The sequence below is a fragment of the Heliobacterium chlorum genome (genome assembly GCF_014502795.1).
GTDB classification, from domain to species: Bacteria; Bacillota; Desulfitobacteriia; order Heliobacteriales; family Heliobacteriaceae; genus Heliobacterium; species Heliobacterium chlorum.
This window is the reverse complement of record NZ_JACVHF010000018.1, coordinates 20658-44636: the sequence shown is the minus strand read 5'-3', so window position 1 is coordinate 44636 and position 23979 is coordinate 20658. Positions and strand designations below refer to the sequence as shown.

Sequence of the window (23979 nt, the reverse complement as noted above, 5' to 3'; positions counted from 1 at the left end):
CCTACATGTTATACTGTGAGTATGAGTAAAAAGACAAGCTTCGCCAGAATTAAATATCGCGTCCAACAGGTCGGCCGCGCCTTACTGCCTACCTTTACCAGAGAGGAGCTACAGTGGGCCGCATCGTTCCTTTCGGCAGAAGAACATGAAGTCTTCCGGGAAATGGCACCGGCTGACCGGCGGCACTGCCTTGACGTCGCTCATATCTGCCGCTCCATGGCCGAACAGCTAGCGCCGGATCAGCGACGACTGCTGCTCACCGCCGCTTTGCTCCACGACATGGGAAAACGGCAAGGTGCGATCCGGTTGGGACACCGCATTTTTTTTGTGCTCTTAGGTTCTCGCCGCTCTCGGATCGTTCCTTTTAAACGGTGGCCCCTTGTCGGGCGTCCACTGCATGTGATCGCCCGGCACGCCCGGTTGGGCGCTGCCGAGGCTAAAAAACGCAATTGGGCGCCGGACCTGGTGGCGTTGATCCGCCACCATCATGATCAATCTGGCTCTATGTCTGATGAGAACCGACGCCTTTTGCAGATGCTCCAACGGGCCGACAATCTCTGCTAAGGCATCTGTAACAGCATGGCGTTGACGATGGACGCCGCCACTGTGCTGCCGCCTTTATTGCCGACTACGGTGATGTAGGGGATGTCCGCTTGGACGAGCGCTTCTTTCGATTCAGCAGCCCCCACAAATCCGACCGGTGTACCTACCACCAAGGCAGGACGGCAACGGCCGCCTTCGATCAAACTAAGCAGGTGAAACAGGGCTGTCGGTGCATTACCGATAGCGATGACAGCACCATTCATCTCGTCAGCCAGTAGTTCAAAAGCGGTCATGGCTCGCGTATTCCCCGTCTTTTTCGCCTCTTCGACGACACGAGGGTCACTGATGCTGCAGACGGCTGAAGCGCCTTTGCTGGTGAGCAGGCGCTGGTTTACGCCTACCCTCACCATGTTCACATCGGTATAAACACTAGCACCCTCCGCTAATGCTTTGATGCCGATGTCTACAGCACCGGGGCTCCAGCGAACAATCTTCGCAAACTCTGGGTCACCGGTCGTGTGGACGACCCGTTTGACCACTTTTCGCTCTTCCGGCGATATGGGCAGCGGTCCAAGCAGCTCGTCAATGATGGCCATACTCTTGTCTTCAATGGCCCTCGGATCGGTAATGTAGTCCATCAGCCGACCTCCTGAATGCGTTCGAAGATCAATTGGGCAATCCGTTCATCAGCGCCGAGCGGCCGTCCCATCGTAAAGCGCAGTTGGGGATGGGCTTTGCCGATTTCCTCTAATTCTTCGGGAATATCTTTTTGAATATGTACGCCGTTATATAAGAACAGAGGGATGACTTTAACTTCGTCAACACCTAAGGCGACTAGTTCTTCGATACCTTCGGCCAGGTTTGGCTTGGCGTTCTCCATAAAGCAGACGACGAGCGGGTCGATTTGATGAAATTTCCGTACCATGTTACCGATGTTCACAGCATGGCTGTTCGCTTCAGCCAACCGGCTTCCGTGTGCGACGAGCAAAACACCTGTTTTCATAGTCTCTTCTCCTTCTATCAATAAAGTTAAATATTCAAACAGGACTGCTGCACCTGATAGCAAATCTGGGGTGTGATGACAGAGTGAGCGATTTGGGCGGAGCGGCGTCGAGAGCGAGAGTTGTGAAGCGGTTAAGCGCGCCACGGTTCACATTCAGAATAACCCAGAGGTTTGGCGTGCGAGTGGAACAACCGAGCGAACAGCCGCCCATCCAACAGCCGTCGACACATCCTGTGTCAAGGCCGGGTAATCCAAGGCAGGTCGAGTGAGCACAATCAACCCCATACCTAGTTCCAGAGCTGCACTCATCTTTTCGTCGGCACCGCCAACGGTGCCGCTTTCTTTTGTAACCAGCCACTGTGCACCTGTTTGCAAAAACATAGCCCGGTTGAGTTCGTAACTAAAAGGTCCCTGCATGGCTATGATCTGATTCGGTGTTAAGCCCAGATCGAGGCACCGCTGTATTTCTTGCGGATCAGGTAAAATCCGTACAATCGGATACAACCCTTTATCCAACAGAGGTGGAACCAACTTCGGCAAGGCACGGCTCCCTGTGGCCAAGAAAACCCTGCTCCCGGTCGGAGCCTCTTGCAGCGTCAGCAGGGTTTGGCTCCAGTCGCTGATCAAGGTTAGTTTTTCATAGGCGGGAAGTGCGCTCTCAGGGCGTTCATACCGTAAGTAAGGGATACCCCTCTTACAGCTAAGTTCGATGAGATTTTCCGAAGCAACCCGGGCGTAGGGATGACTGGCGTCGATGACGGCGTTTACGTTATGGTTTTGAACAAAGGTCTCCATAGACAGAAGATCCATGGCCCCTCGTTGCACATGGAGGGCTCCACTAAACTGTTCTCTCAGGATCTGTTCGCCATATTCAGTGACGACAGAAGCTATAACCGGTAATTTCTTCTCCAGTAAGGCCTCAATCAACAACCGGGCATCTTTGGTTCCAGCGACAACCCAAATCACCAGCGATAACCCCTCGGCGTGATCATCCAACCGTCTTTGATATAAGTCTGGGAATTGCCGATGATCAACACAGTGAACATGTCGATGTCATGATTCAGAAATTCACCCAGCGTAGAGACGGTTTTTTCCTCACCAGCCCGCCGGGCATTGCGAACGATGCCGACCGGTGTGGAAGCGGGACGATGCTTTAATAGCAGTTGTTGCACTTCTTCGATTTGGTGAACCCGTTTCGTGCTTTTCGGGTTGTACAAGGCGATAACAAAGTCAGCCGTCGCTGCATTTTCTACTCGGCGGAGGATTAAATCCCACGGCGTCAGCAGATCGCTCAAAGAGATGATGGCAAAGTCATGCATCAGCGGTGCACCGAGGGCAGCCGCAGCAGCCGTGGCCGAGGTGACGCCGGGGATGACTTCCACGTTCACCTTCTCCTGAGCTTGGCGAAGCTGTACTGCTTCCAGGATGACCCCAGCCATGCCGTAAACACCAGGATCGCCGCTCGATATGACAGCCACCTTATGTCCTTCGATTGCAAGGTCAACAGCCAGGTAGGCCCGATCCACCTCTTTGCGCATACCGGAGGCACGTACATCTTTATGAGCGATTAAGTCTTCCACCAGTTTCAGATAGGTGTGATAACCTACGATGATATCGGATTCTTCGATAGCCTGTAAAGCCCGGCCTGTCATCTGATCCCGGTTACCCGGTCCTAATCCGATAATGGCCAAGGTACCTCGGCTAAAGCTACCGTCACTGATTCCAGAACCCTTTTCTTCAATAGCAATCGCGCCCGGCGATGAGCCAATAGGGCTGTCGGTTCGCATACCGCTTTCACTCCAATCTTTTGCGCCACAAAGTCCGAGCCGGGGATGTCATCCCGATGCCGGGCACAGCACTCTTCAATTTCATCTGATTTATAGGTTTGAAAGGGAACCTTTCGTATACGGGCCGTTTCTAAAAAGGCCCTTTCTTCCGCTTTGACCCAAGCACTGGCGATTGACAGCAGACAATCGGGATGGATGCCGACTTGTTGAAAAGCTTGATCGATCGCCCCCATCACCGTTTCCGTAGGGACGCCTTTCCGGCAGCCGAGCCCGGCTACGATAAAGCGGGGCCGCAGTCGAAGTGTGGCCGAGTCATTGCCGACTCGGTGGGTGAGCAATACCTTTAGCGCCTCTTCCTGGGGAAGAGCAGACTCCACCGTCGACACCGCTACCGTTTCCCTTTCGTCTTTTCGCTTTGCTGTCTCAGCGGGATCCCATAGCTTCCATGGGTACGTCCTGTTCTGTTTCACTAAGGCATCATAAAATTGATGATCGCACAGCCATTCGATCGGGGCGCCCCGGAGCATGGCGGAAGAGATCTTTTTTACATTCGACCAAGGTTCAGGGACTGCACCGTTCTGGCGGGCAAAGGTATCTACTGCCGGCAAGCCGACTACATCGGTCGCCGTCGTGATCACCGGCGTCGCACCGATCTGACGGCTGATCTCGAGGGCCAAGTCGTTGGCTCCCCCCCAGTGACCAGACAAGACGCTGATGACAAACTGTCCCGCTTCATCGACGACGACGACCGGTGGGTCCGTCCGCTTATCTACCAGAAAGGGTGCTGCCATTCGAACGAGAATGCCGAGGGCACCAATGAAGACGAGTGGTTGACCACTCGTAAATAGCCGTTCGAAGGTTTCTCTCAAAGGAGGCTGCCAGCACTGGTCGGCCCTACTGATGCAGCTTTCAAGGTTCGACGTCGGCGGTGTCTTTGCTGGAAGCCAGAGTACCGCTTCCGGCAGGGCTACGCCAATTCGCCGGGCTAGGTCGGCTCCCCCCGGCGTCAAGGCCAGGACGTTCACTCTTCCGTTCCATTCTTCCCTTGGCGGTAACCGTGAGTGAACGTAGGATCATATAGCAGTGAACGATCATAAGGACCTTCGAGAAAACGACCTACCATGATCATGGCCGTACGAGAAATTCCGGCTCCGCTCACTTTTTGAGCGATGTCGCCGAGTGTGCCTAGGACCGTCTTTTCATCAGGCCAAGAAGCTTTATAGACGACGGCCACCGGCGTATCTTCCTCGTATCCTCCTTGAATTAGTTCCTGGCTCACTTCGGAGAGGAGATGGGTGCTTAAAAAGATACATAAGGAAGCTCGATGCTGGGCCAAGCTGGCCAGGGATTCTTTCTCCGGCACCGGTGTCCTTCCGGCCAGCCGGGTGATGATCACCGTCTGGGAAACGCCAGGCAAGGTAAACTCCTTTTTTACGGCTGCCGCCGCTGCCAGGAAGGAGCTCACACCGGGGATGATCTCGTAAGCGATACCCATCTCGTCCAAGGCGTCCATCTGTTCCCGGTGAGCTCCATATATGCTCGGGTCGCCCGTATGGACTCGTGCGACCACTTTGCCTTCTCCGACCGCCCGCTTCATGACAGCCAACACTTCTTCTAAGGACATGGAAGCGCTGTTATGAATCTCCGCATCAGGGCGGCACCAGCTCAGGATTTCGGGGTTGACAAGTGAACCGGCGTAGATGACTACGTCAGCCTCAGCCAAGCGTTTTTGCCCTTTCACCGTAATCAGTTCGGGATCACCGGGGCCGGCGCCAATAAAACTAATCAAATCTCTTCCCCCTTCTGCTTCACCAACAACAAGCTGAGATAATCCAGCTTTTGCCCGACGAGGCGGGACAGATCTTTTTCAATCTTTTCTTCCGCTGTCCCGCACCGGGAAATAAACAGAGACGATTCGGCCCGTCCTTCCTCTTTGAGCAAGTCATAGACTCCATCGAAGCGGGAAGCAACTTTCATCAAGACGAGATTGGGGAACTGACGTAATAAGGGGCGCAGTTCCTCGGGGTCACGCAGGGCCGGGACGATGAGCAACGGTTCCTCTCCTTCGGCCAAGGGAATATTGACTCGCGATGCAGCAGCGCAAAAGGAGGTGATTCCCGGTACGCTTTCGACTTCTATTTCAGGATTGATCTTCTGTAATGACTTTAGCAAATACCCGTATGTTGAAAAGAGCAAGCAGTCACCGATGGTGATAAAGGCTGCTTCTCGACCGGAGGCGAGCACCTCGTAAATCTGCCGGGCTGCCTCATCCCAGGCTTCCCGCAAACGGCTTTCGTCGCTGGTCATGGGCAAGTGTAACGAAACCACCTGCGTCTCAGCGGGCAAAACGTCGCGGATGATCGTCGTGGCGACACCTTCTCCGCCGCCTTTACCCTGGGGAGTAAAAATGACCGGGACTTTTTGCAGCAGTTGAACCGACCGGCAAGTGAGCAGACCGGGATCTCCGGGCCCGACACCGATGCCGTAAAAGCGACCAAGCATTACACATCCTCCTTACAAGCCCACAGGATCGTGACAGGGTTATGGCTTTTCCACAAGTGATAAGCCCCTGCCTTTTCCAGCCGTTGTACTTGAAGCTGAGTGGCTTGAACAGGAATCTTTTTTTCCTCCAACCAAGCGACGACAGCGCTGAGAGTTTCCACGGTGATGGCATTGACCACGATCGAACCGCCCACTTTCAGCCGCTTCCAGCACAAATCGAGAATCGATGTTAAGTTGCCGCCGGAGCCGCCGATGATCACTCTATCGGGATCGGGCAATGAATCGAGCACATCCGGTGCCATCCCGGGGATCACCTGCAGGTTCGACAGGCCGAAAGCCAATCCGTTCGCGGCGATGAGTTCACACCCCTCTGGGTTTCGCTCCACCGCGTATACCTGACCTCGATGGGCCAAACGGGCCGCTTCTACGCTGATCGAGCCTGTTCCCGCTCCTATATCCCAAACGACGTCTTTTGGTTCGATTTGAGCTCTCACCAGGGTCAATGCCCGAACGTCCGATTTGGTCATCGGTACTTGACCTCGTTGGAACACTTCGTCAGGCAACCCAATCGTCGTACTTTTTCGATAAGGGGCCTCTCGGTTACAGCTATCCTGAGAGTTTTCTGGATTTTCCCCGTCACGTTCTGCTCTCTTACCGCCTTCGACGATCAACAGTGCCGGACGGTAAGCAATAGATTTCACTTGCGCAATGTCGCTTATGAAAGCGGAACTTACTGTCTCTGTTTCATAGCCTAGGTCGCGAGTCACGAAAGCCCGGCGCCATCCCTGCTGATGGTCAACCAAATGCTGCGCGATCGCTTCTGGCGAATGGTCGGGATCGGTTAAAAAAGCGACCCATCCCTCATGGCTTAGCAGCTTCAGGGCATCGTCCATAGGACGTCCGTGCATGCTTTGCCAACGAGCCTCCTGCCAAGGCAAACCCAGCCGGGAAAAAGCCATTTGAAAGGAACTCAGCCCGGGGATGACCTCAATTTGATCGACTCCAAGCGTCTTGGTTAGGCGCGGCAATAAGCTGTAAAAACCGGGATCTCCCGACACGAGTACAGCCACACGGCGTTGCAACCGCTCAACTGCTATAAATTCTACCAAGCGATCCAAATGGCGGTCAATGGTACGAGTTGGCTTGTCAAGATAGGCAAAGAGTTCAAGTGCCCTCGGCCCTCCGACGAGCAGGTCCGCTTGTTCCACCGCCCGCAGTGCTTTGGGAACCAAATAGTCCTTTGTTCCGGGACCGATGCCGACGACCACTAGGGGGTAACCGGATTCCACATTTTGATCACGTTCTTTGCTCGCTGGCTCCAACCTAGAGGCTCTCCCTTCAAATCTGTAAATACCACCGAAACCGGTCGAGGGAATCGCTCCATGGCTTTTATCGCCGCTACCTCGGCCAGTTCGTCAAAAAGTTCCCGGTATCCCGCCTCGGTGAGGATATGTACCGTTTCTTCGGCCGTATTTGCCTCCAACAAGGCCTTGACGAGCGGAAGCGGGTAACCTTGAACCGCTGCGTGGGCAGCGATGATCTCTCTCCGTCCGTCGGCAACTTTGCTGTGAGTGTGAAAAATCCCTCCGGCCACTTTGACCAGTTTGCCAACATGCCCCCAAAGAAGTATTTCTTCTATACCTCTTTTGCTGCAGGCATCGAGCATATGGCCGATAAAGTTGCTCGTGAGCACCACCGCCTCTGAAGGTACACCTTGGCGCTGCAAACCCCGTTGGCCCATATTGCCCGGCGTCAAAGCGAGTGAGCGATGTCCGGCTGCCAGGGCCACATCGATTTGCGGTTCCAGGCTGTCCTTAAAGGCTTCTTCCGACATGGGCTTCACGATACCCGTCGTGCCAAGAATGGAGATGCCGCCGACGATACCTAATCTCGGGTTCAGTGTAGACGGTCCCACCTTTTCCCCGTCAGGCACCCAAACAACGATCGAAACACCACCGTCGTCCGGGAGCACCTCTTTGACCGCCTCAAGAATCATCGATCGTGGAACAGGGTTGATGGCCGGTTCACCAACAGGCACGGCCAGTCCCGGTTTAGTCACCCTGCCGACACCGATTCCTCCACCGATCTCAATGCCTTTTTCAATGGCGAAGACGGAGACCCGTATAGGCAATCCATGGGTAGCATCAGGGTCGTCTCCGCCGTCTTTGATGACTTGACAAGTCACTGCCTTGACCTGCGGAGGAAGGGATGGTTCTGGCTCATCGATCTGAGCGACAGAGATCGGTAACCGCCCACCTTGGGGTAAGGGAATTTCGATGAATCCGGTACCTTCTGTCCATGTTTCGTAGAGGATGCCTGTTGCCGCCTTGGCCGCTGCAGCTGCACAGGATCCGGTTGTATAGCCCTTGCGCAGTCTTCCATTCCCCCTACCCGAAGAAACACCCATATCCCGGCATGCGAGATATGGGTGTACAGATGCAAATGAAAATCTAGGGAACCTAATCTTCCCCAGTCTTTCACCTCCCCCGTGGCTCGCGGGTTTACCGGTGCGGGGACAGGCAGGTTTCCTGGCTCAGGTTCATCGCAACGCTTCGCCTTCCCGGTTACCCGGTGGCCTGATGAAGCGGACTCCCCTTTCACAGTGGCGGCACCGCGTCGGAATTACACCGACTTCCCTAATGTCTCTGACCCCAATTATAAAACTGTCTTACGTTAAATTATTCGCCACCCTTTGCATCATTCCTGCAAATCCAAAGAACTTTTCTGTCGTCACTGCGGAAAATCTGCCGATGGTCCCTGCCTGTCCGATGCAATCGTTTCAGTCGGCGATTTTCGGCTTCTAAGCGGGCGATGGCGTCTCGTCGCTCCGAGTCTATCGTCTCCAATAATGCCATCAAGACACGGCGGCTGACCCGCAATTGGTTTAGGCGAGAACGCAGATAGGTCACTTGGTCTTTTAAGGTGTCGATCGAATCGCGTTTTGATTCTTCCATGGACATGCCCTCCTGTCCATCTCTTGACACCATTTTATGTAAAAGGCAGGCGAATTATCCCAACGCTTATTTAGGAGCGAGCTAAACCGTCCCAATGGGCAATCCGGTCGACCGCTTCTTCAATGCGTTTCTCCGGTACCACCAAGGCTATCCGTACGAAGCCTTCCCCTGAATCACCAAAAGCATTTCCTGGAACGACCAATACTCCCGTCTCTCGCAACAACTTTTCGGCGAACTCAAAAGAGGAAGCAAAACCTTCAGGGATCGGCGCCCAGACGAACATGGAAGCCTTCGGTTTATCCATCTTCCAGCCGATTCGTTCCAGTCCGTCTACAAGGACGTCTCGCCGCTTTTGATAGTTCATCGCATTTTGTCGGACGATGTCCTGAGGGCCTCGTAAAGCGGCTACAGCAGCCCATTGAACCGCTTTAAACACCCCGTAATCGATATTTGATTTTAACTTGGCCAAGGCGTCGATAACAGCCTTGTTTCCGACGGCCATCCCAAGCCGGCAGCCGGCTAAATTATAAGACTTAGAAACGGAATGCAGTTCGATGCCCACTTCTTTGGCACCGGGAGCTTGGAGAAAACTGACCGGTTTATATCCATCGTAGGCCAACTCCGAATAAGCCACGTCATGGAGCACGATGATGTCGTAGCGCCGGGCAAAATCTACGACCTTTTCAAAAAAGTCTAGTTCTGCCGTAGCCGCCACAGGATTGCTGGGATAATTCAGCACCATCATCCGGGCTTTTCGAGCGACTTCTTCAGGAATCGCCTCTAAGTCGGGAAGATAGTGATTTTCTTTTTTCAAGGATACATAATGAGGCACCCCTTCCGCTAAGAGAAGCCCGGCTGTGTAAATCGGATAACCGGGGTCCGGGATCAAGGCTGTCTCTCCGGGATCGATGAGCGAAAGAAAGATATGACCTAATCCGTCTTGGGAACCCATCAGTGATAAGACTTCCTCTTGGGGGTTCAGTTCCACGTTGAAACGTTGGAGATACCACTCTGCCACAGCCTCTTTGAACTCAGGAAGTCCCTCCGTAAGGGCATATCCAAAAGCATCATCCCGTTGCAAGGCATCCAATAAGGCTTGACGGACATGTGGCGCAGGCGGTTGATCAGGGCTGCCGATACCCAAATTGATGACATCGGTTCCATTCTCTTCGACTTCCCTGCGAAGTGCATCCATCTGTGAAAACATGGCTGACGTGAGTCCGGCCATACGACGTGCTGTTTTTATCTGCTTCATGCTTTTGTAACCCCTTTTACGTGAAAATGCCTATAATCAATCATTTTATTCCCCTTATTTCTCAGAATCAACAAATCGTTCAGATAAAAATTCGAGCCTTCCACAAAGTGGCTAGTTCCTTTCAAGAAGTACGATCCGAATGTAGGGTGGAAGTGAAAGATCTATATGAAACGAGTCGATGCCACGAGAAAAGGCGCCTTCATCAGCGCCTTAGTTTTAACCTATTCATAATAAGAACCGAGAGCATTTATTACGTACGATGCTACCAATCTCTCGCGTTAGAGACTTCGTCGAATTCACTGCCATCGACACATTCTTTGCAAGGAAGGCAATCACCATAACTTTCCGCATACTTGCAGCCAGCACAATGATTCTCGCTGTCCAGAAAAACTCCCCCTTCCGGTAGTCCATTCCCTCTTTTTTACTATTGTCCCATCCTAAGGAGTTACCATTCATGGACCGCACCACAATTTTTACGGAACAGAGACTGGACAATCAGGACGAGACGGCAATTGAAGAGTGAGCAGCCGTAAAAAATTATCTCCGGCAATCGCCTTGATCTGTTCTTTTTGATATCCCTTTTGACTTAGTGCATCCCATAAACGTGGGTAGGCGGCCGCTGTTTCTAAGCCGCGAGGAGTCTTTTCGATACCGTCAAAATCGCTGCCGATCCCCACATGGTCATAGGTTCCCGCTACTTGGCAGGCATGGTCGATATGTTCGACAACTCGTTCCAGGTTCGCCATCCCTGCCGCAAGAAAGTCCGGGCAAAAATTAATCCCCATGACGCCGCCCTGCTCAGCGAGCGCCCGGATCTGCCGGTCATCCAGATTGCGCGGGTGTTCCCGTATGCGTCGGCAGTTGCTGTGAGATACGATAACAGGCTTCGTAGACACTTCGAGGACATCCCAAAAACCAGTCGGTGAGATATGGGCTAGATCAACGAGCATACCCATCTGTTGCATTGCTTCTACCACTTGTCGACCAAACCGCGTCAGCCCGCTTTTGCTGCCCTCTTCCCAACTGCCGTCGGCTAAAAGATTCCGTTGATTCCAGGTTAGTCCGATCGAGCGCACGCCGAGGCGAAATAGAACGTGCAGTACATCGAGCGAGCCTTCCAAAGCTTCTGCACCTTCGATCGTCAAGAGTGCGCCAATCCGCTCCTCTGTTGTATTCAGATCTTCTTTCCATAAGATCTTCGTCAAGCCTTTGGAATGTTCTTCGGTCAGGCAATGGAAATGATGAATCAATTCGAGTGCTTGCCGCAGGCTTCCATAGGGTTTATGAGCTTCATCAATATATGCGGCGAAGAACTGTACCTTGACAAAACCTCTTACCAAGGTCTCCTTCGTAATCGGGCCAGGACCTGAAGAGTAATCGAATTGATCCTTCCCTAGACGACTAAGGGTGTCACAGTGGGCGTCCACGACTGGATACATACCTAATCATCTCCAAAAAAATAATACCTGCTCATTCAATATGAGCAGGTATCTACAGTATGTCAATTCTATGAAAACTGATGATTACCGAGGTTCCACAATCAATTTAATGGCAGTACGCTCTTCACCATCGATTTGGATATCAGTGAAGGCGGGGATGCAAATCAGGTCTACGCCACGAGGAGCTTCAAAGCCGCGAGCTATAGCCACTGCTTTCACTGCCTGGTTCAATGCACCCGCTCCGATGGCTTGGATTTCGGCGCCACCCCTTTCTCGTAATACTCCTGCTAAAGCGCCTGCCACTCGGTTTGGGCTGGATTTAGCTGATACTTTGAGAACTTCCATGTAAACGGCCTCCTTGAATGTTATAATTTTCTTCTATTTCCACCATTGCTTAATTCTACAGTAAATCAAAAATTCCTTTTTTTCAGATAATAAAAAATATCCAATTCTTCTCAAATTCTTAGTTATAACATTCTTAGCTCCCGAAAAAGGGAAGAACGGGTTATGGATCGACGATCACATTCACCCGTTCGATAGCGGTAGCCGTTCCATTGTCGCCTAAACTGATGATTACCCCGTTTAACTGAAGGGGTCCAGCGGCTGTTTCAAAACGTACCGGTAAGCCGGTGATAAACTTACGCAAAATGGCTTCTTTTTTTACACCGAGCACGGAATCTCTCGGCCCTGTCATTCCTGCATCACTGATATAGGCTGTACCGCCAGGCAGGACCCGCTCATCGGCCGTCTGCACGTGCGTATGAGTTCCCACCATGGCTGCTGCCCGCCCGGCCAGATGCCAGCCAAAAGCGACCTTTTCCGATGTGGCCTCGGCGTGAAAATCGACAAAGACATAATCGGCTTGCCCACGGAGCGATTCTAGCATGGGACCGACGCCATTAAAAGGACAGTCTAAATTATCGAGAAAAACACGGCCGCAAAAATTGGCGACGGCCAGCTTTTTTCCATTCGGCAGAGTAAAGAGCCCCCAGCCTCTTCCCGGTGTTCCCATGGGATAATTGGCTGGTCGAATCAACCGAGGTTCGCTGTCGATAAAGTCAAAGATCTCTCGTTTATCCCAAACGTGATTGCCCATGGTCAGCACATGGACACCACGATCAAACAATTCGTACGTGATCTCCCGGGTAATTCCGTTTCCGCCTGCCGCGTTCTCCCCGTTGGCGATGACGAAGTCAATCGACTGTTCTTTGATCAACTTCGGAAGGATTAACTCAATCGCTCTACGACCAGGCCGGCCAACGATGTCCCCGATAAATAAGATCCGCAATGATTCCGTCCTCCAGTCAAATTCTTACTCTCCCAAATATGAAGCAAACTGTGGCTGATGTCAACCACAGTTTCCCCTAGAAATTCATATCCTTATCAACGGGACGATCACTTGTTATAAACCATGACTCGGCCTTCTTCCCGAAAGGCATAGACCTGTTGATCATAGCTTCCGCTTCGTAAACTGTCGAGCATATGGGAAATCAATTCTTCTTGCCACAGTTTTTCGTCTTCCTGCAGTCCTTCTACGTACTCCTCCGACAAAATCACCTGACCAGCCTGTTGATTTAAAAGATCAATAAGTAAGGTGATTTCGCTCAGGCTCAGCGTCTCTACGTCCCGGAAGACTTCCAAACTGCACAAGCCCTCGTCATAGTGAGACTCTACCGATACGGTCTGGGGATGGAGTCCCTCCAGATCGTGAAAAACCTCCAGAGCCGATTGAATCGACTGAGCTATTTGGGGCAGTTTGGTTTTTCCGCTTTCCTGCTGTAAGAGAAAAGTAAATTTAATAACCCGACGGTCGGGGTCATAGTTCACGGTACCGACTTCTGGATAACGGACCAGGATGGAGATCAGCAGACCCATGCTGCCGTTCACTTCCGCTCCCTGCTTAAACTTCAAGCTCAATCTAGGGCCACCTTCCTCGCACCTTCGGATGTGAACAGTTTCTACAAAGACGGTCAAAATCCTCCCCCAACCATTCCCGTTGGATGTTGAAAAGTAACGGAAAAACAGGAAGGCCGACCCTGGTTGAGGTCGGCCTTCTCTTGGTTAACGGTTTACTTAGCGTAGTCAACAGCTCTCGTTTCGCGGATGACTACGACTTTGATTTGACCGGGATATTCCAGTTCAGATTCAATTCGTTTGACAATTTCCCGGGCAACGCGGAGCGATTCAGCATCGTCTACCTTGTCCGGTTTGACCATAATCCGAATCTCACGGCCAGCCTGAATCGCAAAAGCTTTCTCAACGCCTTCAAAGGAGTCAGCGATCTCTTCAAGCTTTTGCAAGCGTTTGATGTAGGACTCCAGAGTCTCTCTCCGGGCTCCCGGACGTGCGGCCGATACAGCGTCAGCTGCTGCGACCAATACGGCCTCTACAGTGCGCGCTTCTTCATCGCCGTGGTGAGCAGCGATGCAGTGAATCACTTCTCGAGACTCACGGTATTTTTTGCACAAGTCGACACCGATGCTGACGTGGTTACCTTCCATCTCATGGTCAACGGCTTTGCCGATGTCATGCAGCAAACCTGCACGGCGTGCCAGCATAGGATCGGCGCCCAGTTCTGCCGCCATCAGACCGGCTAAGTGGGCCACTTCAATCGAGTGTTTCAGCACGTTTTGACCGTAGGAAGTGCGCCAGCGCAATCGACCTAACAGCTTGATTAATTCGGGATGGAGACCGTGGATACCCGTTTCGAAGGTAGCTTGTTCACCTTCCTCACGGATCCGCTGTTCTACCTCTTTTTGGGCTTTCTCGACCATTTCCTCGATCCGGGCTGGATGAATACGGCCATCGAGAATCAGTTTCTCCAGGGCAATCCGAGCCACTTCACGACGGATGGGGTCAAAGCCCGAAAGAATTACCGCTTCTGGTGTATCATCGATGATCAGGTCAATCCCCGTCAGGGTTTCAAGTGTGCGGATGTTGCGTCCTTCCCGACCGATAATCCGCCCTTTCATCTCATCATTGGGCAGGGCGACCACCGATACGGTGGATTCAGCGACATGGTCGGCAGCGCAACGCTGGATAGCCAGCGAGATTACCTCACGAGCCCGTTTCTCCGCTTCTTCTTTGGCCTGATTCTCAATGTTTTTGATCATCATCGCCGCTTCATGTTTCACTTCGTCCTCAATGTTGGACAGCAACAGTGTCCGGGCCTCTTCCGAGGTCAAACCAGACAAACGTTCCAGTTCAGCCACCTGCTTGTGCAGGGTTTCGGCCAATCCGGATCTCAGTTTTTCAATTTCATCCTCTCGGCGCTGAAGATTTTCTTCTTTGCGCTCCATGGACTCCATTTTTCTGTCCAAGGACTCTTCCTTTTGTAACAAGCGGCGTTCCAGACGTTGAAGTTCATTACGCCGTTCACGGTTTTCCCGCTCGGCTTCAGTACGCATCTGGTGTACTTCATCCTTGGCGGCTAAGACGGATTCACGGCGCTTCGCTTCTGCCTCTTTCACGGCATCGTCTACAATGTGACGAGCTCGTTCTTCAGCAGAACCGATTTTCCCTTCCGCAATCGACTTGCGGTAAAAAACGCCGGCTCCAAAGCCAACTACGGCTAGTAATATAGCAATGATCCATTCCAAAGAATTATTTCACCTCCTCACTTTATTACGTCAAAAACAAATAATTTACTGACAAAAATAGAAAAAACCGAGCAGAAACTCGGTTTCGGGAGATTCATTCCACATGTGCTTGTGGCAGATGATCGACAGCCAGCCCTAGTCGCTGACGCCTATTTCCCTATATGCCAATCACAGCACCCAACAAGGGTCAAAAATCTGTCAAAAGCCTAGCTGGTGGGGGTTCGCTGTTGAATGATATATATAAGAACCGCCTATACAAGTGGCGTGAACGCTCCACGTAAACAAGTTTCCGTCCCTTGCATATTTTATTATTTTTCAGATTTCCTGTCAAGTTGTCGCTAATTCTCCGAATCAGGAGGATCAAGCGATCTGTCTCTTGCCAACTCATCAAGCAATCGATAGATGCAATCTAAAGGAAATCCTTTTTGCTGCAAGTGACGACCGAGGCGGCTTCCCATGGCTTCCGTTTTGCCGGCTTTTGTCCATTCTCGAATCTTTTTGTAGGCAATCCGACGAGCCCGTTCCACTTCCCTATCTTCCGGTAGCAGCTCTTTGACCACTTGTCGGGCTTCATCCTGTTCGATTCCCCGCAGGGAAAGATCCCGCATCAACCGTAAAGAGCCATTCGTCGTCGTCTCTGTGCGGTAGCGGACAAAGCCGCGGGCGAAACGCTCGTCATTGAGGTAGCCGTATTCGAAGAGCTTTTGAATGACCGCTTCGACGGTCTCCTCGTCGGCACCGATACGATAGAGGCGTTTTTCGACGTCAAATCGGCTTAAGGAAGATCGAGAAAGCCAGAGGATGGCCTTAGACCAGGCCTCCTCTGGCTTTGGCGGTACTGTCGGGGGTCGTTTGTTTCTTGACCAGCTCATAGGTATGATTATTCGCTGTCTCCGGCAGCGGGCGGTGCCATAGCCGCTGCGCGAGCACTTTCCGCTCGGTTACGGATGATGTTCTCAATATCAGCGGCAAGCTCCGGTCGATTGCGCAGGAACTCTTTGACGTTTTCCCGGCCTTGACCGAGCCGTTCTCCTTTGTAAGAGTACCAGGCACCGCTCTTTTCGACGATGTTCATGTCAACAGCCAGATCGACTAAGCTGCCCTCGCGGGAGATGCCTTCCCCGTACATGATATCGAAGTCGGCCTGTTTGAAGGGAGGAGCCACTTTGTTCTTGACGACTTTCACCCGCGTGCGGGAGCCGATCATGTCGGAACCTTGCTTCAAGGTATCAACGCGGCGCACTTCCAAGCGAACAGAACTGTAAAACTTCAGGGCTCGACCACCGGGAGTCGTTTCGGGGTTGCCGAACATGACCCCTACTTTTTCCCGGATCTGGTTGATGAAGACGCAGCAAGTCTTTGACTTCGAGACGACGCCAGTCAACTTCCGGAGGGCCTGAGACATCAACCGGGCTTGCAGACCCACATGGGCATCGCCCATTTCCCCGTCGATTTCCGCTTTGGGTACTAAGGCGGCGACGGAGTCGATGACGACGATGTCGATGGCACCGGAGCGGACTAGGGCCTCACAGATTTCCAGGGCCTGTTCGCCCGTATCGGGCTGTGATACGAGCAGGTTGTCAATATCGACGCCGAGTTTGCGGGCGTAGACCGGATCCAAGGCATGTTCCGCATCGATGAAAGCAGCTAACCCGCCTAGACGCTGGGCTTCGGCGATGATATGTAAGGCGACGGTCGTCTTACCGGAAGATTCCGGGCCGTAGACTTCTACAATCCGGCCACGAGGAACACCGCCTACACCCAAAGCCATATCCAGTGCGATAGAGCCTGTCGGAATGACTTCCACCGACAGCTTCGCCGTCACTTCACCGAGTCGCATGATGGAGCCTTTCCCAAAGGCTTTCTCAATCTGGTTCAGCGCCTGTTGCAAAGCTTGCAATTTGTCAGCAGCCATTGTGATCCCCCTTTTTCATTTCGAGCATTGTCCGAATATGTCGAGTTGATTTGAATATACTTTTATTTCCACACTTTGTCAATATAAACAAAATGCGGTGCATACTGTTTATTACGGCTTGCTTTCACTGACAGGACGGCTCTCATTGACACCATGGGTAGAAACTGCTTTTTCACCCGGAGCAGGACCCGTTGTAGTACCGGTAGCAGACCCTTTAGCCCCGACTCCATTGCTGTTCCGGAGGGCCCTCGATTCTGTCGGCTTGTCAGGTAAAGGCTTGGCGAAACGAAACTTCTGCGTGTCTGTGTAGGCAGGAATCACAATTTTGTTCTGCTTGACAATCTTTACATCGATCTTGCTTTCTCTCAGGCTGATGATCTTCCCGTCGGTCACCTGTAAAACCCGTGATAGTTCATCGGCTGGGCCGATGGCGTCAATGATGAAGATATGTTCTCGATCACTGCTGACAGGGGTTTTATTGATCAATGTGTTTCTTCCAGATACATAGATCTCCGAATTGGCTACGATGCGCTGACCGTTGACGGCAATGGCCTCCGCACCGGCATAACGGAGGATATTGACGATGTCCATCAAGTCCAGGATATCCAAAGGTGCATTAGGAACGAGGTGATCGTCTAAGGTCACTTGGATGCCTGGACCCGCCACAGGATAGTATCCGGTCATAATGCGCAAACGATCGATCTCGTCCGAGAGCCCGGAGCCCACGTCCCCTTTGGCGACCTTTTCATATTTGTCCAGTTCCGCCTTGAGAAGGGCCACCTCTTTTTCCTTGCTCTCCTGTTCTTCATTCGACCGTTCCAGGATGTTTTCCAGAGATTTGATTCGATCCTGAACTTGTGAACGTCCTTGGGCGATGACGGTAGCCGTGTTAAATTGTGTCACCAACAGTATCCCCAGCGTTAAGGCGACGATTGTAGCAGCGACTTGCCACTTTTTCCACTTCATCCGCATTTTCATGTTCATATTCATGGCTTTGTCTCCACAGCTTCATCACCGGTCACGACATGGGCATACTGGAACTTGGTATCTCCCTTGTAGTTCGGAATCTGAACTTTGTCGCTGGCTACGGGATCAAAGACGATGCCGAACTGTTGTCGATATCCTTTGAGAACGAGCGACGTGGTAACCATGTTGACAGAGGCCATCAGTGTTTTCGGATCGCCCACAGCCCGGATGACGAAAGGCGGTGTAACCAGTTCACGGTTGACGAAAATCGTCGTGCCACCGCAAAAAATCTCCGATGTGCTGACTAAACGCTGGTTGTTGATACTGACGGCCTCAGCTCCGCCTGTCCAAAGGGCGTTCACCAAATCCCTGAGATAGGAGTCATGGATATAGTATTGATTCGGATCGTTTTTCCGAATGGTATCCAGTTGTTGAGCCAAGGGACTGTCGTCTAAGGTGATGATCACACCAGGTCCTTCAACGGCCGTCAGACCTGCGGCCAGCCGTGTTTTCTCCAAGGTCTGCTGCAAGGTCTGCTTCGAGTTTTCCCCTTCTCGATACTTGTCCAACTGAGAACGCAAATCTTCAATCTGTGTCGTCAAAGCTTCTTTCGAACGTTCTGTCTGGATCAAGGTCGTAGTAAGCTCGTCGACGGAAGTGGCGGATGCCATGCGGTTGATTTCGGTTTGTGTTCGCCATTGTACGGTGATCGATAATCCGATGAAAAAGCAAACGAGAGTAACCACGGTGATCGCCTGACTCCGCTTTTCCCACTCCAAGCTTATCCCCCCTTTGCCCCAGGTCCGGTTTTTTACCGGGCTTTCGCAGGCTCGACGCTGATCTTCCGGCCTTTGATCATGTTTTGGTGCATGACACCCATGACACGACCGGCTACATCTTCCGGTACCTCCACGAAGGTAAACTTGTCATAGATGTTGATGACGCCGATGACATTGCCAGGAATCCCTGCTTCTTCAGCAACGGCACGGACGATATCTTGCGGACGAATCCCCTGGGCCCGGCCGATGTTGATAAACAGACGAACCATTCCTGGCTCTGCGCCTGTGTTGCCGAACTCAGAAACTTCTTCTTTTTCTTTTTCTGCTTCAGGTCCTTCGATCAGGAGTTTCAAGGTGGCAGCAGCGATTTCTAAGGGATCGAACTCATCGGCTAGCTCGCTGATGATGCTCTTGTATTCGCCAAAGTGGCCGCCTTCGAGAACCTTGAGGATTCGGTTTTTATGAGCATCTTTTTGCCGTTCCACGATATCGGCCAACGAGGGCAGATCACGCCGCTGAATCCGGGCTTTGGTGATCCGCTCGATGAGCTTCAGTTGGCGATATTCCCGGTAGTTGATCAGGGTGATGGCGATGCCTTTCCGTCCAGCGCGGCCGGTCCGACCGATGCGGTGTACGTAAGACTCGGGATCTTGGGGAATGTCGTAGTTGATGACATGGGTGACGTTTTCCACATCGAGACCGCGAGCCGCTACGTCTGTGGCGATCAGCAGTTCCACTTTGCCGTCGCGGAACTTTTTCATCACTCGATCCCGCTGCGCTTGCGTCAAGTCGCCATGCAGTCCTTCGGCGAAATAGCCTCGTGTTTCCAGAGCGGCTACCAATTCGTCGACACCTCGTTTGGTACGACAGAAGATGATCGATGCGCCAATCTCTTCCATATCGAGAATGCGGCAGAGGGCGTCCACCTTTTGGGACTCTTTGCACTCATAATAGACTTGTTCGATCAGAGGGACCGTTAATTTGTCCCGGGAGATGGTCACAAACTCCGGTGTCTTCATGTATTTCCGGGCCAATTGCTGGATCGGTCCGGGCATAGTCGCTGAGAAGAGCAGTGTCTGCCGTTCTTCCGGGATTTCCTTGATGATGGATTCGATGTCTTCAATGAAGCCCATATCGAGCATTTCGTCGGCTTCATCGAGGACGACCATGCGCACATTGTTCAAACGCAAGGTTTTCCGGCTCAAGTGATCGAGAATCCGTCCCGGCGTACCGATGACGACCTGTACGCCATAGCGAAGGGCCCGGATCTGTCGATCGATCGATTGACCGCCGTAGACAGGCAGCGCTTTTAAATCACTAAAACGTCCGATCTTGCCGATTTCCTGGGCAACCTGGATCGCCAGTTCCCGCGTCGGGCAAAGCACTAATGCTTGTACGCGGCCATCGCGAGCATTTAGCATTTCAGCCATGGGAATCCCGAAGGTGGCCGTTTTACCGGTACCGGTCTGGGCTTGGCCGATCAGATCTTTTCCGTCCATAACGATGGGAATTGCCTTCGCCTGAATCGGCGACGGTTCCTCGAAGCCCATATCGGATATGGCACGGGCGACTTTGGGACTCAGGCTGATTTCACCAAATTTCACTTTTTCTTGCTCTTGCTCTGTAGGTATGTTGTTTTCTACCATATTGGCACCCCTTTTAAAATTGTATCTCTTACGGCCGGACCTCTTCTGCCAGGTATACCCGCAATCGATTGAGGACCGCGTAAGTGGTCTTCTCCTTAATCGTCACCCGATCTCCAAACAGCTGCAGTTTCTCAACTTCCTCTTTGTCGCCGGCTACAAAGGCGGCATAAACCAAGCCAACCGGTTTTTCCTCCGTCCCTCCACCAGGACCGGCGATTCCCGTTACCGCCGCTGCGATATCGGAACCAGCCAGCCTGCGTACACCTCTCGCCATGGCTAGCGCCGTTTCCGGGCTAACGGCTCCATAAGTGCGCAGCGTCTCTTCATCTACCGCCAGCACATTCTCTTTCGCGCTGTTGGCGTAGGAAGCGAGGCCGAGGAGAAAATAGTCTGACGACCCCGGTACATTGGTTATCTGGTGGGCAATGTATCCCCCGGTGCAGGATTCGGCGATGGCCAGATTGAGATTCCGTTCCTTCAACAAAGTGCCAACCACCGAAGCGAGGCTTTCTTCGTCAACGCCGTAAACATAGGGATGTAAGCGCTGACGAATTTCCCCTTCCAGTTCCCCCATCAGTGCCGCCGCTTCTGTCTCTGTTCTTGCCCGGGCGGTGAGACGCACATGGACCTCTGCCGTCTTGGCCAGCAAAGCAATAGTGGGATTGGATTGAGCTGTCAGCAAATCCCGCAGGCGGTCTTCGATCACCGATTCCCCTGGGCCAACAACCTTCAATGTCCGGGAATGGAGCACTCCCGGATTGATCTTCGTCTTGGCCGCTAGATAGGGAACCACAGTTTCTTCAAACATCGGTCTCATCTCGAAGGGAGGACCAGGCAAGAGGATGACGATCTTATCACCCTGTTCCACAATGACGCCTGGGGCTGTTCCGAGATGATTGGGAATCGCTTGAGAACCTGCCGGCAGCATGGCTTGCTTTTTGTTGTTTTCGGGCATCTTTCGACCCCGGCGCTGAAAAAACGCCTCGATTTTAGCCAAATGGTCTGGATGCATTTCCATAGGCAATCCAAAAAGATCGGCCACAACTTCTTTCGTCAAATCATCCATGGTCGGTCCTAAGCCGCCCGTGGTAATGACGATGTCGGCACGATTCAAGGCGTTTTCAATGACTAGACCGATACGATCGGCGTTGTCACCCACAGTTGTCTGGTAATAGCAATAAACGCCCAGTGCAGCCAGACGTTCGGCGATATACTGGGCATTAGTGTTTAGCGTATGACCCAGCAGCAGTTCGGTTCCAGTGGACACGATTTCGGCGCTTATCATCATAACACCCACTTCACTCTTTTTCAACGGAAGCATATGAAAAAGGAACGTTTAAGCTCTTGGAGAAGCCTTGTGTTCGTAGTATTTGTCACCTGCTTCGTTTCCAATTATATCTTTTTTTGAGGCATAGGGAAAGGGCGCCCGGTCTTAGGTATGAAAAAGGCCCTGGCGATTAAGCCAGGGCTAGTTTTATGCAGATAACCGATATTGGTTCATCTGCTCCCGGAATTCGTCGCCCGAAAGGGTTTCCTTTTCCCGGAGGTACTTTGCCATATTTACGAGAAATTCTTTGTTTTGTTCTAACGTTTCCTGTACATGATTCTGCTCACTCGTCATAATTTTTTGCAGTTCCCTGAAGCGAATGGTTTCGGGAATTTCGACAGCGTCAACGGGACCCAGTTCGGAGAGACCGGACATGATGATCCGGCGGGCCAGGTGGGATGCGTTTTGCAAGTCCTGACCGGCACCGGTGGAGCCTTGCTCAAAGACGAGTTGTTCCGCCACAAGGCCGGCTAAGGCAACACGGATACCGCCGATGAGGTCTTTCTCGGTCTCTAGTACTTTTTCTTCCGGAGGCACTTGGCGGAGATAGCCTAAGGCCCGTCCCCGTGGAGCGATGGTCAAACGGGCTACCGAACCGGGCCGTTCCCATTCACTGAGCAGCGCGTGGGCTGTTTCATGGATGGCGACCCGCCACAGTTCTTCCTCTAAGGCTTTCCGGTCTCCCGCTTCGCCTAGAAGAACTTTTTCGATCGAGTTTTTCATCTGTTCAAAATGTATCTCTTTTTCGCCAGCCCGCAGCGCCAAGATGGCGGCCTCATTGGCGACACTCTCCAGTTGGGCTCCTGAAAAACCGATCGTTTCTTTGGCGATGGTCTCCAGGTCCACGTCTTCGGCGATCGGTTTTTTCCGCGTATGGATTTCCAAGATGTGTTTACGCCCTTCCCGGTCAGGCAGATCCACTTGAATCTGACGGTCAAAGCGACCGGGACGCAGCAACGCCGCATCTAAGAGATCGGGGCGGTTCGTGGCGCCCATCAAAAGGACCCGGCAAGGGTCGTCGGCTTTCAATCCGTCCATCTCCACGAGCAAAGCGTTCAAGGTTTGCTCATATTCGAGATGGCCGCGATCGCCGCCTCGTTTGGCACCGAGGACATCGATTTCATCGATAAAGATGATGGCGCCGTTTTTTCCTTGCTTCTTCGCCTGTTCCCGAGCTCGCTTAAAGAGGCTCCGCACGCGGCCTGCACCGACACCGGCATAGACTTCGATAAAATCGCTCCCGGAACAGGTCAAATAGGCACTGTCCGTATAGGCAGCAGCTGCTTTCGCGAGCAGGGTTTTACCGGTGCCTGGTGGTCCGCAGAGCAGGATGCCTTTTAGCGGACGAATGCCGAGTTCGACGGCTTCCGCACTCCGGGCCATAAAGTCCAGGGCCTCGATCAATTCCCGTTTGGCGACAGCTTGCCCACCGATGTCTTCAAAGGAAAAAGCAACAGGCGCCTCGTAATCGCCAAAGCCCTGCCCCATTCCCTGCCGTTCCAGCAAGAAGTAGGCGAGAAAACCACCAGAAGCAGCGATAAACAAGGGCAGTGGATTCATCAGCTTGTAGGACAGAAAAATGACCAAGGCCACAAGGAGTCCCAAAAGGGCTTCCAGCCATGCGTACCGTTTATCAGACCGGTTCATCGCTGTTCACCCCGTTTCTCCCCTGAAATGATGCGGTACATATAGTGATTGCCCTTTTCGATCTGCACATAAATATTGTCTGTATCGATAGACAGTTTTACAGTGCCTTCATCGGATTTCTGGACAATCTCATCGGTCTGTTTTTTCATCTCACCATAATTTCCTGTGGCCAAACCTTGATAAATGGGGAACTGAAGTTGTTCCCAGAGTTGCCGGCATTGTTCATCAGGATCATCGAGCAAGCGAACCTGAACATCTTCACCCAAGCGCTCTTGGGCCGATTTCAAGACTTGCCGGTAAGTGTCTCCCAAATCGCTCACTTGGACCGGTCCTACTTCGACGACAGTCTGTCCTGATTCTTTATGTGTAAAAACAGCCGATTCTGGAATCACAGCGGAGATAGCTTGATGCAGCGGCTGCTCCACAGCTAGGCGTGCGTAAGCCTCTTGGCCCCCCCACAACATAGCCAACCCAATGATCGCAAAGGCGATAACACGAAACGGTTTAATCGCTTGTAACATGACGTTCCTCCTCTCTATGGCAGAGAAAACACAAAGGCCCTAACAAGGCCTCTATTTGCACTGTGCGTATAATGATTATATATGATAATGTACATC

At 52.3% G+C, this 23979-nt stretch carries 25 protein-coding genes and 1 riboswitch; of the genes, 1 reads left to right on the top strand and 24 read right to left on the bottom strand.

Annotated features, from left to right (window positions below; translation table 11 throughout):
* Positions 1-21 precede the first annotated feature (21 nt).
* Positions 22-564, top strand: coding sequence for an HD domain-containing protein (locus tag H1S01_RS14945; protein WP_155477324.1), 543 nt, complete (start codon positions 22-24; stop codon positions 562-564).
* Here the strand turns inward: H1S01_RS14945 and H1S01_RS14940 are convergent.
* The 24 genes from H1S01_RS14940 to H1S01_RS14825 form a co-directional block, all read right to left on the bottom strand.
* A complete protein-coding gene (locus tag H1S01_RS14940; RefSeq protein WP_188041219.1) occupies positions 561-1181 on the bottom strand; it encodes a precorrin-8X methylmutase in 621 nt (206 codons plus the stop codon). The genes H1S01_RS14945 and H1S01_RS14940 overlap by 4 nt on opposite strands.
* Positions 1181-1546 (bottom strand): sirohydrochlorin chelatase, encoded by a 366-nt coding sequence (locus H1S01_RS14935; protein ID WP_155477326.1) that lies wholly within the window; start codon positions 1544-1546, stop codon positions 1181-1183. Before H1S01_RS14935 ends, H1S01_RS14940 begins: the two co-directional genes overlap by 1 nt.
* Positions 1547-1699: 153 nt before the next feature.
* A complete protein-coding gene (cobK, locus tag H1S01_RS14930; RefSeq protein ID WP_188041218.1) occupies positions 1700-2512 on the bottom strand; it encodes a precorrin-6A reductase in 813 nt (270 codons plus the stop codon).
* Complete coding sequence (gene cobJ, locus H1S01_RS14925) at positions 2509-3231, bottom strand: precorrin-3B C(17)-methyltransferase (protein ID WP_341479111.1); 723 nt, start codon at positions 3229-3231, stop codon at positions 2509-2511. Before cobJ ends, cobK begins: the two co-directional genes overlap by 4 nt.
* Positions 3219-4358: a cobalamin biosynthesis protein gene (locus tag H1S01_RS14920; RefSeq protein ID WP_188041216.1), complete on the bottom strand. Its 1140-nt coding sequence runs from the start codon at positions 4356-4358 to the stop codon at positions 3219-3221. Before H1S01_RS14920 ends, cobJ begins: the two co-directional genes overlap by 13 nt.
* On the bottom strand, positions 4355-5122 hold the full coding sequence (cobM, locus tag H1S01_RS14915; RefSeq protein WP_188041215.1) for a precorrin-4 C(11)-methyltransferase: 768 nt from the start codon (positions 5120-5122) through the stop codon (positions 4355-4357). The genes H1S01_RS14920 and cobM overlap by 4 nt, the downstream gene beginning before the upstream one ends.
* Entirely contained in the window at positions 5119-5835 is a 717-nt protein-coding gene (gene cobI, locus H1S01_RS14910) for a precorrin-2 C(20)-methyltransferase (RefSeq protein ID WP_188041214.1), read from the bottom strand. Before cobI ends, cobM begins: the two co-directional genes overlap by 4 nt.
* The gene (gene cbiE / locus H1S01_RS14905) at positions 5835-7157 is read right to left on the bottom strand and encodes a precorrin-6y C5,15-methyltransferase (decarboxylating) subunit CbiE (RefSeq protein WP_188041213.1); all 1323 of its coding nucleotides are present in this window, start codon (positions 7155-7157) and stop codon (positions 5835-5837) included. Before cbiE ends, cobI begins: the two co-directional genes overlap by 1 nt.
* A complete protein-coding gene (gene cbiD, locus H1S01_RS14900) occupies positions 7103-8242 on the bottom strand; it encodes a cobalt-precorrin-5B (C(1))-methyltransferase CbiD (RefSeq protein ID WP_188041212.1) in 1140 nt (379 codons plus the stop codon). The genes cbiE and cbiD overlap by 55 nt, the downstream gene beginning before the upstream one ends.
* 94 nt (positions 8243-8336) lie before the next feature.
* Positions 8337-8517: riboswitch (cobalamin riboswitch) on the bottom strand.
* On the bottom strand, positions 8514-8789 hold the full coding sequence (locus H1S01_RS14895; protein WP_188041211.1) for a translation initiation factor 2: 276 nt from the start codon (positions 8787-8789) through the stop codon (positions 8514-8516). It overlaps the preceding riboswitch by 4 nt.
* 70 nt (positions 8790-8859) lie before the next feature.
* On the bottom strand, positions 8860-10035 hold the full coding sequence (locus tag H1S01_RS14890; protein ID WP_188041236.1) for an LL-diaminopimelate aminotransferase: 1176 nt from the start codon (positions 10033-10035) through the stop codon (positions 8860-8862).
* Between the two features lie 482 nt (positions 10036-10517).
* Entirely contained in the window at positions 10518-11483 is a 966-nt protein-coding gene (locus H1S01_RS14885; protein ID WP_188041210.1) for a dipeptidase, read from the bottom strand.
* An 84-nt stretch (positions 11484-11567) separates the two neighbouring features.
* Complete coding sequence (gene spoVS, locus H1S01_RS14880; RefSeq protein ID WP_012283429.1) at positions 11568-11828, bottom strand: stage V sporulation protein SpoVS; 261 nt, start codon at positions 11826-11828, stop codon at positions 11568-11570.
* 160 nt (positions 11829-11988) lie between these two features.
* The gene (locus tag H1S01_RS14875; protein ID WP_188041209.1) at positions 11989-12771 is read right to left on the bottom strand and encodes a TIGR00282 family metallophosphoesterase; all 783 of its coding nucleotides are present in this window, start codon (positions 12769-12771) and stop codon (positions 11989-11991) included.
* Between the two features lie 107 nt (positions 12772-12878).
* Entirely contained in the window at positions 12879-13400 is a 522-nt protein-coding gene (locus H1S01_RS14870) for a hypothetical protein (protein ID WP_155477338.1), read from the bottom strand.
* Positions 13401-13552: 152 nt separating this feature from the next.
* Positions 13553-15082, bottom strand: coding sequence for a ribonuclease Y (gene rny, locus H1S01_RS14865; protein WP_188041208.1), 1530 nt, complete (start codon positions 15080-15082; stop codon positions 13553-13555).
* 338 nt (positions 15083-15420) lie between these two features.
* The gene (locus H1S01_RS14860) at positions 15421-15954 is read right to left on the bottom strand and encodes a regulatory protein RecX (protein WP_188041207.1); all 534 of its coding nucleotides are present in this window, start codon (positions 15952-15954) and stop codon (positions 15421-15423) included.
* An 8-nt stretch (positions 15955-15962) separates the two neighbouring features.
* Positions 15963-16997, bottom strand: coding sequence for a recombinase RecA (recA, locus tag H1S01_RS14855; protein WP_188041206.1), 1035 nt, complete (start codon positions 16995-16997; stop codon positions 15963-15965).
* Between the two features lie 111 nt (positions 16998-17108).
* Positions 17109-17987, bottom strand: a complete 879-nt coding sequence (locus H1S01_RS14850; protein WP_188041205.1) for a DUF881 domain-containing protein — start codon at positions 17985-17987, stop codon at positions 17109-17111.
* Positions 17984-18742: a DUF881 domain-containing protein gene (locus tag H1S01_RS14845; RefSeq protein ID WP_188041204.1), complete on the bottom strand. Its 759-nt coding sequence runs from the start codon at positions 18740-18742 to the stop codon at positions 17984-17986. Before H1S01_RS14845 ends, H1S01_RS14850 begins: the two co-directional genes overlap by 4 nt.
* Before the next feature lie 32 nt (positions 18743-18774).
* Positions 18775-20388 carry a DEAD/DEAH box helicase gene (locus H1S01_RS14840; protein WP_188041203.1) on the bottom strand — a complete coding sequence of 538 codons (1614 nt, stop codon included), beginning with the start codon at positions 20386-20388 and terminating at the stop codon, positions 18775-18777.
* Between the two features lie 28 nt (positions 20389-20416).
* The gene (locus H1S01_RS14835) at positions 20417-21673 is read right to left on the bottom strand and encodes a competence/damage-inducible protein A (protein WP_207732357.1); all 1257 of its coding nucleotides are present in this window, start codon (positions 21671-21673) and stop codon (positions 20417-20419) included.
* A 189-nt stretch (positions 21674-21862) separates the two neighbouring features.
* Positions 21863-23362, bottom strand: coding sequence for an AAA family ATPase (locus H1S01_RS14830; protein WP_188041202.1), 1500 nt, complete (start codon positions 23360-23362; stop codon positions 21863-21865).
* Positions 23359-23883 (bottom strand): hypothetical protein, encoded by a 525-nt coding sequence (locus tag H1S01_RS14825; RefSeq protein ID WP_188041201.1) that lies wholly within the window; start codon positions 23881-23883, stop codon positions 23359-23361. The genes H1S01_RS14830 and H1S01_RS14825 overlap by 4 nt, the downstream gene beginning before the upstream one ends.
* Positions 23884-23979: the final 96 nt, after the last annotated feature.

Excerpts from the sequence above, each read along its gene's own strand:
- H1S01_RS14895 (WP_188041211.1), bottom strand. The coding sequence starts at position 8,789 with ATGGAAGAATCAAAACGCGATTCGATCGACACCTTAAAAGACCAAGTG.
- recA (WP_188041206.1), bottom strand. The coding sequence starts at position 16,997 with ATGGCTGCTGACAAATTGCAAGCTTTGCAACAGGCGCTGAACCAGATT.
- H1S01_RS14860 (WP_188041207.1), bottom strand. The coding sequence starts at position 15,954 with ATGAGCTGGTCAAGAAACAAACGACCCCCGACAGTACCGCCAAAGCCA.
- cbiD (WP_188041212.1), bottom strand. The coding sequence starts at position 8,242 with ATGGGTGTTTCTTCGGGTAGGGGGAATGGAAGACTGCGCAAGGGCTAT.
- spoVS (WP_012283429.1), bottom strand. The coding sequence starts at position 11,828 with ATGGAAGTTCTCAAAGTATCAGCTAAATCCAGCCCAAACCGAGTGGCA.
- H1S01_RS14885 (WP_188041210.1), bottom strand. The coding sequence starts at position 11,483 with ATGTATCCAGTCGTGGACGCCCACTGTGACACCCTTAGTCGTCTAGGG.
- H1S01_RS14940 (WP_188041219.1), bottom strand. The coding sequence starts at position 1,181 with ATGGACTACATTACCGATCCGAGGGCCATTGAAGACAAGAGTATGGCC.
- H1S01_RS14825 (WP_188041201.1), bottom strand. The coding sequence starts at position 23,883 with ATGTTACAAGCGATTAAACCGTTTCGTGTTATCGCCTTTGCGATCATT.
- H1S01_RS14830 (WP_188041202.1), bottom strand. The coding sequence starts at position 23,362 with ATGAACCGGTCTGATAAACGGTACGCATGGCTGGAAGCCCTTTTGGGA.
- cobI (WP_188041214.1), bottom strand. The coding sequence starts at position 5,835 with ATGCTTGGTCGCTTTTACGGCATCGGTGTCGGGCCCGGAGATCCCGGT.
- H1S01_RS14945 (WP_155477324.1), top strand. The coding sequence starts at position 22 with ATGAGTAAAAAGACAAGCTTCGCCAGAATTAAATATCGCGTCCAACAG.
- H1S01_RS14840 (WP_188041203.1), bottom strand. The coding sequence starts at position 20,388 with ATGGTAGAAAACAACATACCTACAGAGCAAGAGCAAGAAAAAGTGAAA.
- H1S01_RS14850 (WP_188041205.1), bottom strand. The coding sequence starts at position 17,987 with ATGAATATGAACATGAAAATGCGGATGAAGTGGAAAAAGTGGCAAGTC.
- H1S01_RS14935 (WP_155477326.1), bottom strand. The coding sequence starts at position 1,546 with ATGAAAACAGGTGTTTTGCTCGTCGCACACGGAAGCCGGTTGGCTGAA.
- H1S01_RS14835 (WP_207732357.1), bottom strand. The coding sequence starts at position 21,673 with ATGATAAGCGCCGAAATCGTGTCCACTGGAACCGAACTGCTGCTGGGT.